The organism is Mycolicibacterium arseniciresistens (assembly GCF_030519285.1).
Classification (GTDB): Bacteria; Actinomycetota; Actinomycetes; order Mycobacteriales; family Mycobacteriaceae; genus Mycobacterium; species Mycobacterium arseniciresistens.
Genome location: NZ_JAUMSQ010000181.1, coordinates 1 through 12,307, shown reverse-complemented (window position 1 = coordinate 12,307; position 12,307 = coordinate 1). Strand labels below are relative to the sequence as shown.

Here is a 12,307-nt window from a genome sequence, read left to right as displayed (position 1 = left end):
GGCGGCTGCCACCGCGGGCCGGTTGCCGGGCCGTACGCCGCCGATCGGCGCCGCGGTCTGCTGCGGTTCGCTTCACCTTCATGCCACTTCCCTTCCGGCAACCTTCTCCAGCGCGCGCAGGCGCACCGGGGCGCTGCGCGGATTGCGCTCGATCTCCTCAGGGGCGGCACGCTCGGCGCCACGCGTCAGTGCGACGAATTCCGGCCCGTGTCCGGGCAGTTCGACGGGCAGCCCGGGTGGCGTGCGCGATGCGGTCGCCTCGGCGAACCGGGTCTTGACGATGCGGTCCTCGAGGGACTGGTAGGCCATCACCACGATGCGCCCGCCGGCGTCCAGCGCGTCCAGCGCGGCGGGCAGCGCGTCGCGCAGCGAGTCCAGTTCGCCGTTGACCGCGATGCGCAGCGCCTGGAACGTGCGCTTGGCGGGATGGCCACCGGTGCGGCGGGCGGGGGCCGGGATGGCTTCGTAGAGCAGTTCCACCAACTCGCCGGTGCTGGTGAACGGAGCACGCGCGCGGCGGCGCACGACGAACTTGGCGATCCGGCCGGCGAACCGTTCTTCGCCGAACTCGCGCAGCACCCGGGCCAGGGCCTTCTCGTCCCAGGTGTTGAGCACCTCGGCCGCGGTCAGCGGGGCGTCGGAATCCATCCGCATGTCCAGGGGCGCGTCGGCGGAGTAGGAGAAACCCCGTTCCGGACGGTCGAGCTGCATCGACGAGACACCGAGGTCGAACAGGAAACCGCGGACATCCGCTGCCCACGAGCCGGATCCGGTCAGGGCGTCGGCGATGCCGTCGTAGCGGGTGCGCACCAGGTGGACCCGGTCGCCGAACGGGGCGAGCCGTTCGCCGGCGATGGCCAGGGCATCCGGATCGCGGTCGAGGCCGATCACCCGTAACTCCGGCAGCAGCGACAGGAGGCGCTCGGAGTGCCCGCCGGCGCCGAGGGTGGCGTCGACGAGCACCGCGCCCGCCCCGTCGGCGCCGCGCCGGGTCAGCGCCGGCATCAGAAGTTCGACGCAGCGGTCCAGCAGGACCGGGACGTGCTCCATCGCCACCCCCGAAGAACCGTTCAGTGAAAGGAGCGCCCCTGCATCGAGGTCCCTGCCCGAGAGCGCGGACCTGGCGTCGGGGAAGTACGCCAGGGCCGGATCGGACAGAGGCCACGATGCACGGGCGACATGCGGACCGGAGGCCGGGTGGTGTCCCCGGCCCGCGGGGGACTCAGATGATGTCGCGCAGAGTTTCATCGGTAGCCGCGGAGAAGTTCTCTTCGTGGGTCTGCTGGTACTCCTGCCAGGCTTGGGCGTCCCAGATCTCCAGGTAGTCAACCGATCCGATCACCACGCACTCTTTGGAGAGGTTGGCGTAGCGACGATGGTCGGCGGACAGGGTGATCCGGCCTTGCGCGTCGGGATGCTGTTCGTCGGTGGCGGCGGCCAGGCTTCGCAGGAAGGCACGTGCCTCCGGGTTGGACCGCGACGCCTGCGACGCCCGCCGCGCGAGCTTCTCGAATTCGTCCCGCGGGTAGACCGCCAGGCTGTGGTCCTGACTCTTGGTCACCATCAGCCCTCCTGCCAGTGCGTCGCGGAACTTGGCGGGCAGTGTGAGCCGCCCCTTGTCGTCGAGCTTCGGCGTGTAGGTGCCCAGAAACATCCGGCCACCTCCCGCCTCGCTCCGATGTGTGCCACTTTACCCCACAATCCCCCACTTTGCTCCAACTAGTGGCTGCTGCGTCGACAATTTCCCCACCCAAGCCCCCCGCGGGCGCTCATCAGGCGATCGGACGACGCCACGTGACCGCCACAGGAGCGCATCAGAGCCGGTCAGCGCATCACAGGGGGGCGGTGGGGCGTGGTGGGGCATACAGCCCGGAACAACCGGAGTCGGCGTGTCGCCGCAGCGCCCGCAGACATGAAAAAGGGGTAGCCCGCAACCGGGCTACCCCTGTGAAACCGACTATTCGGCTACTCGTCGAAGCGACGGCGGAACCGATCCTCCATCCGGCTGGTGAACGAGCCCGACCCCTTCTGCTTCTTCCCCGACCGCGACGGCGCCTCCGGAGCCGTACGGTCGCGCGCACCGGTCACCCGCGGACCGGTGATCGCGAACACCACACCGGCGAACATCAGCACGAAACCGATCACCGAGAGGATCGGGAACGTGCCGATCATGGTCGCCTTGATCGCGACCCCGCAGACCAGAAGGCCCAGACCGACCACGAACAGCGCCGCGCCCTGCAGTCGGCGGCGGGCCGAGGGCGCACGCAGCGTTCCACCCCGCACGCTCGAGGCGAACTTGGGGTCCTCGGCATACAGCGCGCTCTCGATCTGATCGAGCATGCGCTGCTCATGATCGGAGAGTGGCATTCGTCCCTCCTCGCCGGTACGGCCGGTCACGGTGTTCAAAGTCATCCATGCCCGCATTCACGGACACCTAACAGTCATGATACGAGGTCGATCTGAGCCGTACCACCTACTTCGTCGCTCGATTGTATGACGTGCACCGCCATTGGGCTGCCACCACCTCGCCCCGGATAATGGAGGCGACGGTTGAGCACCCTGGAGAGGCGACACATTGGCGACATTTCTGATCGATCTGTCGTCGGACGACATGGCGCGGCGCCTCCCCGACGCGCTCAGCGTGTACGTCGACGCGATGCACTACCCGCGCGGTACCGAGGAGCAACGGGCCTCGATGTGGTTGGAGCACACCCGAAGGCACGGCTGGAAGGCGGTGGCCGCGGTCGAGACCGCCGACGACTCACCGTCGCCGCCCCCCGACGAACTGCAGGCCGCACCGCTGCTGGGGGTGGCCTACGGCTACTGCGGCGCCCCGGACCAGTGGTGGCAGCAGCAGGTGGTCGCCGGGTTGCAGCGGGTCGGCGCCGACCGGTCCCGGATCGCCGACCTGATGACGAGCTACTTCGAGCTCACCGAACTGCACATCGATCCCGGCGCACAGGGCCGGGGCCTCGGCGAGGCGCTGGCCAGGCGATTGCTCGCCGACCGCACCGAGAACCACGTGCTGCTGTCCACCCCGGAGACCAGCGGTGAGGCGAACCGGGCCTGGCGGCTGTACCGCAGGTTGGGGTTCACCGACGTGATCCGCGGCTACCACTTCGCCGGCGATCCACGCCCCTTCGCCATCCTCGGGCGCGCTCTGCCGCTCTAGTCCGCCCGTCGGGCCCACCGGGCAACGTCCGGTCTGGCACGATGACCGGGTGCGCGCCCGCCCGTCCGCAAGTCGCCGAGCCCGTCTGCTGGTGCTCGCCCTGCTGGTGCTGATGCTGCCGATGATGGTGGGTTGTGTGCGCGTGCGCGCCTCGATCACGGTGTCACCGGACGACCGGGTGTCGGGGCAGATCGTCGCCGCCGCCAAGCCGCGCGACGACAACGACAAGGGACCGCAGCTGCTCAACAGCCTGCCGTTCGCCACCAAGGTCGCGGTCACCGAGTACGAGCGCGACGACTACGTGGGCTCACAGGCGGTGTTCTCCGACCTCACCTTCGCCGAACTGCCCCAGCTGGCCAACATGAACCGCGACGCGGCCGGCGTCGACATCTCCCTGCGCCGCGCGGGCGACCTGGTGATCCTCGAGGGCCGCGTCGACCTGACCTCCCTGAGCGATCCGGAGGCCGACGTGTCGCTCTCGGTGTCGTTCCCCGGCGAGGTCACCTCGACGAACGGCGACCAGCTCAGCGCCGAGATCGTCGAGTGGAAGCTCCGCCCCGGGGTGGTCACCACGATGAACGCGCAGGCCCGCTACACCGACCCGAGCGCCCGCTCGTTCACCGGCGCCGCCATCTGGCTGGGCCTGGCGTCGATGGTGGTGGCCGGCATCGTCGGCGCACTGGCCTGGACGAGCCGCGACCGCTCGCCCCGCTTCGGCGAGGAGCCCGCCAACGACGCCTGACCGGCGCGAGGCGCCGACGTGCGCCTGGCTTGCCGGGAAACCCCCGACACGCTCTACTCTTAGTGCACTCGGGGGCGAGATCATCACATGAGAAAGGGGTGCCCGCTGAGCGTGGATGCCGCGGCACCGTCAGCCGTCGAGCTGGCCCGTGCCGTCACCGACCAACTGCGGGACTATCTCCGGGACCGCCGCCGGGACAGCGCCTACATCGGCACCGAATACGCCGAGCTGACCGCCGCGCTGGAGGAGTTCGTCCTGCGCGGAGGCAAACGGGTCCGCCCGGCGTTCGCCTACTGGGGCTGGCGCGCGGTGGCGGGCCGCGATGCCGACCCCGGGATCCTCCGGCTGTTCGCCGCGCTGGAACTGCTGCACGCCTGCGCGCTGGTGCACGACGACGTCATCGATGCCTCGGCGACCCGCCGCGGCCTCCCGACCGTGCACCGGCTCTTCGCCGAGCGGCACCGCGGACAGAACTGGCACGGCTCCGACGAGCAGTTCGGCCTGTCGGCGGCGATCCTGCTCGGCGACCTCGCGCTGGTGTGGGCCGACGACATCGTCGCCACCGTCGACCTGCCGCACGACGCGCACCGGCGGGTGCAACGCGTCTGGGCCGACATCCGCACCGAGGTGCTCGGCGGGCAGTACCTCGACATCGTCGCCGAGGCCGGCGGCGCGGACTCGGTGGCATCGGCGATGACCGTCAACACCTACAAGACGGCGTCCTACACCGTGTCGCGGCCGTTGCAGATGGGCGCCGCCGCGGCAGCCGACCGTCCCGACGTGCAGACGATCTTCCACGAGGTGGGCACCGACCTCGGGGTGGCCTTCCAGCTCCGCGACGACGTGCTCGGGGTGTTCGGCGACCCCGCCGTCACCGGCAAGCCCTCCGGGGACGACCTGCGCTCGGGCAAGCGCACGGTGCTGGTGGCCGAGGCCGTCGAGCTCGCCGAGCGCACCGACCCGGTGGCGGCCAAGCTGCTCAGGACGTCGATCGGCACGAACTTGTCCGACGCCCAGGTGCGCGAGCTGTGTCAGGTCATCGAGTCCGTCGGCGCGCTGGCGGCGGTCGAGGAGCGCATCGAGCTGCTCACCCGTCGCTCGCTGGAGCGACTGGCCGCCGCACCGATCGACGCGCAGGCGAAGACCGGATTGGCCGAGCTCGCGAGATCGGCCGCCAACCGGTCCGCCTGACAGCATGACGACCGATACGGGAACTCCGGGAAGTCCTGCGGGACAGCACTTCTCTCGGCTGGCCGCATTCGCCTCATCGGGCGCGGCGCGGCCTGCACTGCTCGGTTGCCTCGGCGCCGCACTGATCACCATCGGCGCGCTCGGCGCGGGCAGCACCAGGCTGCACGACCCGCTGCTGGAGTCACTGCACCTGTCGTGGCTGCGGTTCGGGCATGGCCTCGTGCTGTCGTCGCTGCTGCTGTGGGGCGGGGTGGCGGTGATGCTGATCGCGTGGCTGTGGCTGGGTAGGCGGGTGATCGACGGGGATGTCTCCGAGTACACGATGGTCGCGACCACGGGCTTCTGGATCGCCCCGCTGCTGCTGAGCGTGCCGGTGTTCAGCCGTGACACCTACTCCTACCTGGCTCAGGGTGCCCTGCTGCGCGACGGCTTCGACCCGTACCTGGTTGGCCCGATCGAGAACCCCAACCCGCTGCTGGACAACGTGAGTCCGATCTGGACCACCACCACCGCACCGTACGGTCCGGCGTTCATCCTGATCGCCAAGTTCGTCACCCTGCTCGTCGGGGACGACGTCATCGCGGGCACCATGCTGCTGCGGCTGTGCATGCTGCCGGGGTTGGCACTGCTGATCTGGGCGGCGCCGCGGGTCGCCCGCCATGTCGGGGCCAACGGCCCGGCGGCCCTGTGGATCTGTGTGCTCAACCCGCTCGTGGTCATCCACCTGATGGGTGGGGTGCACAACGAGATGCTGATGGTCGGGCTGATGGTCGCGGGCATCGCGCTGACGTTCGGTGGCCGCCCGGTCTGGGGCGTCGCCCTGATCGCGCTCGCGGTGGCGGTCAAGGCGACCGGCGGACTGGCACTCCCGTTCATGGTGTGGGTGTGGATGCGTCAGCTGCAGGACCGTCGCGGGTACCGGCCGCTGCGCGCCTTCGCCGCCGCCACCGCCGCGTCGTGCGCCATCTTCGTCGCGGTGTTCGCGGTGGTGTCCGCACTGGCCGGCGTCGGCCTTGGCTGGCTGACCGCGCTCGCCGGATCGGTGAAGATCATCAACTGGCTCACCCTGCCGACCGCGGCGGCCCAACTGGTCAACGTGATCGGCGGACTGTTCCTGCCGGTGAACTTCTACGCCGTGCTGGACGTCACCCGCATCATCGGGATCGCGATCATCGCGATCTCACTTCCGCTGCTGTGGTGGCGGTTCCGCCACACCGACCGCGAGGCACTCGTCGGCATCGCCGCGGTGATGGCGGTGGTGGTGCTGTTCGTGCCCGCAGCGCTGCCCTGGTACTACACCTGGCCGCTCGCCGTGGTGGCAGCGCTGGCGCAGAGCCGGCCCGCCATCGCGCTCATCGCGGGCTTCTCCACGTGGATCATGGTGATCTTCAAACCCGACGGCGCCCACGGCATGTACTCATGGGCGCACGTGCTGCTCGCCACGGCATGCGCTGTGGTGGCGTGGTATTCGCTCTATCACCCCGACCGGCGGCCGGGTCAGTACGCCATCGCCTGGGCGCGGCGCACCACCTCGCGGGCCTGATGTGACCGCAGCGCGTCCACCGGCCGCGCGTTGGTCTGCCGCTCGGTGCTGCCGTCGCGACTGATGGTCAGCGACGGGTCGGGGGTGAACAACCACCGCACGATCTCGGTGTCGCGGTACCCCCCGTCGTGCATCACCACCAGCAGCCCGGGCAGCGGCTTGATCACCTGCCCGGAGTCGTCGAAGAACACCTTGGGCACCACCACGGTGCCGCCGCGGCGGACGGCGATGAGGTGGCCCTCCCGCAGGTGCTGATGGACTTTGGTCACCGGAATGCCGAGCATCGATGCGACGGCGGGCAGGTCGTAGACGGCCTCGTCGGGCTCCAACACATCGTCAGCGGCCGGAATGCTGCTCACGGCATCGAGTCTAGGGCCAAACGGGACTCGTAACATGTGTTCGGTGGAGCCCTACCCCCAGCACTCGGATCCGCTCGTCGGCACCGTGCTGGACGGGCGCTACCGCGTCGACGCCCCGATCGCGGCCGGCGGGATGTCGACGGTGTACCGCGGCCTCGACGAGCGGCTGGACCGGCCGGTGGCGCTGAAGGTGATGGAGTCCCGGTACGCGGGCGATCAGCACTTCCTGACCCGGTTCCAGCGGGAGGCCCGTGCCGTCGCACGGCTCAAGGGCGACGGCCTGGTCGCCGTTTACGACCAGGGCATCGACCGCGGCCACCCGTTCCTGGTGATGGAGCTCGTCGAGGGCGGCACCCTTCGCGAGCTGCTGCGCGAGCGCGGCCCGATGCCGCCGCACGCCGCCGCCGCGGTGCTGGCGCCGGTGCTGTCCGGGCTGGCCGTCGCCCACCGGGCCGGTCTGGTGCACCGCGACGTCAAACCGGAGAACGTGCTGATCTCCGACGACGGCGAAGTCAAGATCGCCGACTTCGGCCTGGTCCGCGCGCTCGCCGAGGCGAAGATCACCTCGACGAGCGTCATCCTCGGCACCGCGGCCTACCTCTCGCCCGAGCAGGTCGCCTCCGGTGACTCCGGGCCGCGCAGCGACGTCTACGCCGTCGGCGTGCTCGCCTACGAGTTGCTGACCGGAGACACCCCGTTCACCGGCGACACCGCACTGGCGGTGGCCTACCAGCGGATGGACCACGACGTCGCTCCGCCGAGTTCGGCGATCGCGGGCGTGCCGCCGCAGTTCGACGATCTGGTGCTGCGGGCGACCGCGCGTGACCCCGCACAGCGCTACGCCGACGCCCAGGACATGGGCGACGACCTCGCCGACATCGCCGACGAGTTGCGGCTGCCTGCCTTCCGGGTGCCGGTGGCAAGGAATTCGGCGGCGCACGCGTCGGCCACCCGTGCGCACACCCGCGCGCCGGTCACCGCCGCCTCGCCCGCACCGCCGCGTCAGCCCACTCGCGAACTCACCCGCGGCCCCGACGACTGGCCTGCGGAACCTAGCCACGACGACGAATACGCCTCGGTCGCAGACCATTTCGCCGGAATCCCGATCGACGAGTTCTACTGGGCCAGGCAACGGGCCAGGCGGACCCTGCTGTTCTGGGTGATCGCGGTGCTCACCCTCACCGGCATGCTCGGCGCCGCCGCCTGGACGCTGGGCAGCAACCTGCCCGGGCTGCTCTAGTCGCGCAGCATCTCCGCCACGAGGAACGCCAGCTCCAGGCTCTGCTGGGTGTTCAGTCGCGGATCGCACGCGGTCTCGTAGCGGCCGGCGAGGTCGGTGTCGGAGATGTCCTGCGCGCCGCCGAGACATTCGGTGACGTCCTCACCGGTGATCTCGACGTGGATGCCGCCGGGATGGGTGCCCAGCGCCCGGTGCACCTCGAAGAAGCCCTGCACCTCGTCGACGATGCGGTCGAAGTGGCGGGTCTTGTAGCCGGTGGATGACTCGTGGGTGTTGCCGTGCATCGGATCGCACTGCCAGATCACCCGGTGACCGGTGGCCTGCACCTTCTCGATGATCGGCGGGAGCAGGTCGCGCACCTTGTGGTTGCCCATCCTGGTGACCAGCGTCAGCCGGCCCGGCACGTTGTGCGGGTCCAGCCGCTCGACGTACTCGACGGCCATCTCGGGCGTGGTGGTCGGGCCGAGCTTGACACCGATCGGGTTGGCGATCGTCTCGACCAGCCCGATGTGGGCGCCGTCGAGCTGACGGGTGCGCTCGCCGATCCACACGTAGTGCGCGGACAGGTCGTAGAGCCGCGGTTCGGGATCGCCGGCCGGGAAGTCGGTGGACAACCGCAGCATCGCCCGCTCGTAGTCGAGCACCAGGGCCTCGTGGCTGGCGTAGATCTCGGCGGTCTGCAGGTTCGGGTCCTTGACGCCGCAGGCGTTCATGAACCGCAGGCCGCGGTCGATCTCACCGGCCAGTGCCTCGTAGCGGGCCCCGGCGCGCGAGGTGCGGACGAACTCGCGGTTCCAGTCGTGGACCAGGTCCAGCGACGCGAGGCCGCCGGAGGTCAGCGCCCGCACCAGGTTCATCGCGGCGCTGGCGTTGGCGTAGGCACGCACCAGCCGCGAGGGGTCGTGCTCACGCAACGCCGCGTCGGGGGCGAAGCCGTTGACCATGTCACCGCGGTAGGACCGCAGCCCCAGCGCGTCGATGTCGGCCGACCGCGGCTTGGCGTACTGGCCGGCGATGCGGGCCACCTTGATCACCGGCATGCTGGCGCCGTAGGTCAGCACCACCGCCATCTGCAGCAGCGTGCGGATGTTCGCGCGGATGTGCGGTTCGGTGTTGTCGGCGAAGGTCTCCGCGCAGTCACCGCCCTGCAGCAGGAACGCCTCGCCGCGAGCGACGTCGGCGAGCAGGCTCTTGAGCCGCTCGATCTCCGACGGCACGGTGATCGGCGGAACGCTCTCCAGCACCGTTCGCATCGCCTTGGCCGTGCCGGGATCCCAGCTGGGTTGCTGGACGGCCGGCCGGGCCAGCGCGGTGTCGAGCCGTCGCCGCAGGTCCTCGGGCAGCGGCGGCAGGTCTGGGAGCTGGTCGATGGGTACGTCGACGGTCCAGTTCACCTGTCCATGGTAACCGGGCCGCGCATCGGAATTTACGCGGTCGACTGCAGGTCAGCCCGGCGGACGACGGTCGAGGCCGGTCATCGTCTGGAAGCGCAGCAGGTTGTGCCGCGCGTCGACCAGCGCATCGTGGGCGTCACGCGGCCGGGGCGGCATCCGCGGCGACCCGCGTTCCTCCCAGAACTGGCGCAGTTCGCGGGTGAACCGCGGCATCGCAGGCGGCAGGCTGGTCATCGGCCCCCACAGCTGGCAGAGCACCACGTGGTCGTACGCGCCGACCCACGCCCACAGTTCGATCGTGTCGTCGCCGTCGATGCCGAAGAAGTCCTCGAGCTCGGCGCGGATCTGCCGCCGTGACCGCCACAGCGGCGACGCCGGCGACGGCAGCTTGGGCAGTACGTGCTTGCGCACCCAGCTGCCGGCCCGGTCGGGATCGAATTCCGTTGAGATGGCGTAGTACTCGCGGCCGTCCTCGGCCGCGACACCGATCGAGATCAGCTCGATCGTGTGGCCGTTGTCGATGAACTCGGTGTCGTAGAAGTACCGCATCAGGCGACCCGCCCGTGGTCGCCCGCGGGCCTGATCGCCGGACCGGGTACCGGCGCCGGGGCGGCGTGGATCTCGCGGTCGAGTTCGGCGTCGACCTTGGCGTCCTCCGGAAACTGCGGTTCGCCCGCGACGACATGCTGCAACCACAGCTTGGCCTGCACCACGGGCCGCCGCAACCGGCGCTCGCGCTCGAGGGCGCGATGCATCTTGCGCGGCCGGTCGGTGTAGCGCCACCTTGCCCACGGGGCGTGCGGCCGCGACAGCCGGATCGCGCCGACGAACAGCAGCGGGGTGATGAACATGCCCACCAGCCCGGTCCACACCTTGCCTTTGAACAGCACGATCATCGCAAGCCCCAGGGTCAGCACCGCCATCGCGATCACCAAGGCCCGCGCCGCCAGGGAGTGGTCGTCGCGCCAGATGCCGATGTCGAAGAACGACAGCGGGTTGAACCCCACCACCAGCAGGCCGGCCACCGCGACCGCGGCGAAGACGGCATCGACCGACGTGCGGCCGTCCTCGGACCAGTACACGTCGGACAGATGCAGGATCAGCGCGAACTCGTCGAGCACCAGCGCCGCGCCGACGCCGAAGCCGATGGCCGCGACGGTGAATTCGGGTACTCCCCCGTTCACCGCCAGCGTCACCATGGCGATACCGGAGATCATCACCAGGATCACGCCGATCACCACGTGGTGGATGTGCAACCCGCTGCCGCCCGTGGAGATGTTGCGGGGCTGCCACCACTTGCGGGGTGCATCGTTGTCCGCGTTGCGGCGGATGTAGCGGACGATCGTGCGGGTCACGAAGAACGTGAGGATGAATGCGACCAGACAACACACCAGCGGCAGGCGCTCCCGGGTGACTCCCGCGGTGACGAAGTCCAGATCGAAGGTCACGTGCACGCAGAAAACTTACGCCGACCTGCGCGCCGAATTCGGTGTCGGGTCCGGCATGGCTTCCCGGCGCGCCGTTGCCCACCGATAGTCTGTTCGGCGACATGAGTACTCGGCAGTCGCCCGGTGGGGCTGGTTGGGCTCCCACCATCGCGTGGCGGCTGTTCCAGTTGTTGACCCTCGCCGCCCTGGGCTGGGCCGGGTGGCGGCTGCTGGGCCACGTCCCCTACCGCATCGACGTCGACGTCTACCGGATGGGCGGCCGGGCCTGGCTCGACGGCCGGCCGCTGTACGCCGACGGGGCGATGTTCGCCACCGAGGGCGGTCTCGACCTGCCGTTCACCTACCCGCCGCTGTCCGCCATCGCGTTCGCCCCGTTCGCGTGGCTGTCGCTGTCCGCGGCGAGCATGGCGATCACGGCCACCACGCTGGTGCTGCTGATCGTGTCGACCACCATCGTGCTCACCCGGCTCGAGGTCTGGCCGGACACCACGGTCACGCCGGAGCCCGCGTGGCTGCGCAGGGCCTGGCTGGCGGCCGCCCTGGTGGCGCCCGCCGTCGTCTACCTCGAACCGATCCGGGCCAACTTCGACTTCGGGCAGATCAACGTCGTCCTGATGACGCTGGTGATCGCGGACTGCGTGCCGCGGCGCACCCCGTGGCCGCGTGGCATGCTGCTCGGCTTGGCGATCGCGCTCAAGCTGACGCCCGCGGTGTTCCTGCTGTACTTCCTGTTGCGCCGCGACGCCCGCGCACTGCTCACCGCCGCGGCGTCCGTCGTGGTGGCCACCCTGGTCGGATTCGCGCTGGCCTGGCGGGACTCGATCGAGTACTGGACCGAGACGGTGAGCAACACCGACCGGATCGGCGCCGCCACCCTGAACACCAACCAGAACATCGCAGGCGCGCTGGCCCGCCTCGGCCTTGGCGACGACGTCCGGTTCGCGGTGTGGACGGCGTGCTGCTTCGCGGTGCTCGGGCTGACGGTGTGGGCGGGGCGGCGGCTGCTGAACGCCGGGGAACCGGTGCTCGCCCTGATCTGCGTGGCGATGTTCGGGCTGGTGGTGTCACCCGTCTCCTGGTCACACCACTGGGTGTGGGTGCTGCCTGCCGTGCTGGCCACCGGCGTGACCGCCGTCCGGCGCAGGTCGGCGGCGCTGGCCGCGGTCTCGGCGGCCGGGGTGGCGCTGGTGGTGTGGACGCCGATCACGCTGATGCCCG

13 protein-coding genes are annotated in these 12,307 nt (G+C 70.1%); 6 read left to right on the top strand and 7 right to left on the bottom strand.

Annotated features, from left to right (window positions below):
* Positions 1-78: 78 nt before the first annotated feature.
* The 3 genes from rsmH to Q2100_RS20465 form a co-directional block, all read right to left on the bottom strand.
* Positions 79-1,248 (bottom strand): 16S rRNA (cytosine(1402)-N(4))-methyltransferase RsmH, encoded by a 1,170-nt coding sequence (gene rsmH, locus Q2100_RS20475; protein ID WP_407667664.1) that lies wholly within the window; start codon positions 1,246-1,248, stop codon positions 79-81.
* Positions 1,223-1,654: a division/cell wall cluster transcriptional repressor MraZ gene (gene mraZ / locus Q2100_RS20470; protein WP_302915532.1), complete on the bottom strand. Its 432-nt coding sequence runs from the start codon at positions 1,652-1,654 to the stop codon at positions 1,223-1,225. Before mraZ ends, rsmH begins: the two co-directional genes overlap by 26 nt.
* Positions 1,655-1,965: 311 nt before the next feature.
* A complete protein-coding gene (locus Q2100_RS20465) occupies positions 1,966-2,367 on the bottom strand; it encodes an SCO2097 family morphological protein (protein WP_269897192.1) in 402 nt (133 codons plus the stop codon).
* A gap of 208 nt (positions 2,368-2,575) precedes the next feature.
* Here Q2100_RS20465 and Q2100_RS20460 point away from each other — a divergent pair, with 208 nt between their 5' ends.
* The 4 genes from Q2100_RS20460 (at position 2,576) to Q2100_RS20445 (ending at position 6,648) form a co-directional block, all read left to right on the top strand.
* Complete coding sequence (locus Q2100_RS20460; RefSeq protein WP_302915531.1) at positions 2,576-3,172, top strand: GNAT family N-acetyltransferase; 597 nt, start codon at positions 2,576-2,578, stop codon at positions 3,170-3,172.
* 112 nt (positions 3,173-3,284) lie between these two features.
* Complete coding sequence (locus Q2100_RS20455) at positions 3,285-3,914, top strand: LppM family (lipo)protein (protein WP_302915534.1); 630 nt, start codon at positions 3,285-3,287, stop codon at positions 3,912-3,914.
* A 111-nt stretch (positions 3,915-4,025) separates the two neighbouring features.
* Positions 4,026-5,105, top strand: a complete 1,080-nt coding sequence (gene idsA2 / locus Q2100_RS20450; protein ID WP_264012369.1) for a bifunctional (2E,6E)-farnesyl/geranyl diphosphate synthase — start codon at positions 4,026-4,028, stop codon at positions 5,103-5,105.
* A 4-nt stretch (positions 5,106-5,109) separates the two neighbouring features.
* Complete coding sequence (locus Q2100_RS20445; RefSeq protein ID WP_302915530.1) at positions 5,110-6,648, top strand: alpha-(1->6)-mannopyranosyltransferase A; 1,539 nt, start codon at positions 5,110-5,112, stop codon at positions 6,646-6,648.
* On the opposite strand, the gene Q2100_RS20440 is transcribed toward Q2100_RS20445, so the two are convergent.
* The gene (locus tag Q2100_RS20440) at positions 6,603-7,007 is read right to left on the bottom strand and encodes an Rv2175c family DNA-binding protein (RefSeq protein ID WP_264012353.1); all 405 of its coding nucleotides are present in this window, start codon (positions 7,005-7,007) and stop codon (positions 6,603-6,605) included. The genes Q2100_RS20445 and Q2100_RS20440 overlap by 46 nt on opposite strands.
* Before the next feature lie 34 nt (positions 7,008-7,041).
* On the opposite strand from Q2100_RS20440, the gene Q2100_RS20435 reads away from it, so the two are divergent.
* Positions 7,042-8,247: a protein kinase domain-containing protein gene (locus tag Q2100_RS20435; protein WP_302915529.1), complete on the top strand. Its 1,206-nt coding sequence runs from the start codon at positions 7,042-7,044 to the stop codon at positions 8,245-8,247.
* On the opposite strand, the gene Q2100_RS20430 is transcribed toward Q2100_RS20435, so the two are convergent.
* The 3 genes from Q2100_RS20430 to Q2100_RS20420 are packed head-to-tail and all read right to left on the bottom strand — an operon-like array spanning position 8,244 to position 11,095.
* Positions 8,244-9,641 carry a class II 3-deoxy-7-phosphoheptulonate synthase gene (locus Q2100_RS20430; RefSeq protein WP_302915528.1) on the bottom strand — a complete coding sequence of 466 codons (1,398 nt, stop codon included), beginning with the start codon at positions 9,639-9,641 and terminating at the stop codon, positions 8,244-8,246. The genes Q2100_RS20435 and Q2100_RS20430 overlap by 4 nt on opposite strands.
* A gap of 51 nt (positions 9,642-9,692) precedes the next feature.
* On the bottom strand, positions 9,693-10,190 hold the full coding sequence (locus tag Q2100_RS20425; RefSeq protein WP_264012356.1) for a polyadenylate-specific 3'-exoribonuclease AS: 498 nt from the start codon (positions 10,188-10,190) through the stop codon (positions 9,693-9,695).
* A complete protein-coding gene (locus Q2100_RS20420; RefSeq protein ID WP_302915527.1) occupies positions 10,190-11,095 on the bottom strand; it encodes a hypothetical protein in 906 nt (301 codons plus the stop codon). Before Q2100_RS20420 ends, Q2100_RS20425 begins: the two co-directional genes overlap by 1 nt.
* Before the next feature lie 95 nt (positions 11,096-11,190).
* Here Q2100_RS20420 and Q2100_RS20415 point away from each other — a divergent pair.
* The coding region (locus tag Q2100_RS20415; protein WP_302915526.1) for a glycosyltransferase 87 family protein at positions 11,191-12,307 on the top strand (1,117 nt) is incomplete at its 3' end.

Excerpts from the sequence above, each read along its gene's own strand:
- Q2100_RS20425 (WP_264012356.1), bottom strand. The coding sequence starts at position 10,190 with ATGCGGTACTTCTACGACACCGAGTTCATCGACAACGGCCACACGATC.
- Q2100_RS20445 (WP_302915530.1), top strand. The coding sequence starts at position 5,110 with ATGACGACCGATACGGGAACTCCGGGAAGTCCTGCGGGACAGCACTTC.
- Q2100_RS20435 (WP_302915529.1), top strand. The coding sequence starts at position 7,042 with ATGTGTTCGGTGGAGCCCTACCCCCAGCACTCGGATCCGCTCGTCGGC.
- Q2100_RS20465 (WP_269897192.1), bottom strand. The coding sequence starts at position 2,367 with ATGCCACTCTCCGATCATGAGCAGCGCATGCTCGATCAGATCGAGAGC.
- rsmH (WP_407667664.1), bottom strand. The coding sequence starts at position 1,248 with ATGAAACTCTGCGCGACATCATCTGAGTCCCCCGCGGGCCGGGGACAC.
- Q2100_RS20455 (WP_302915534.1), top strand. The coding sequence starts at position 3,285 with ATGCTGCCGATGATGGTGGGTTGTGTGCGCGTGCGCGCCTCGATCACG.
- mraZ (WP_302915532.1), bottom strand. The coding sequence starts at position 1,654 with ATGTTTCTGGGCACCTACACGCCGAAGCTCGACGACAAGGGGCGGCTC.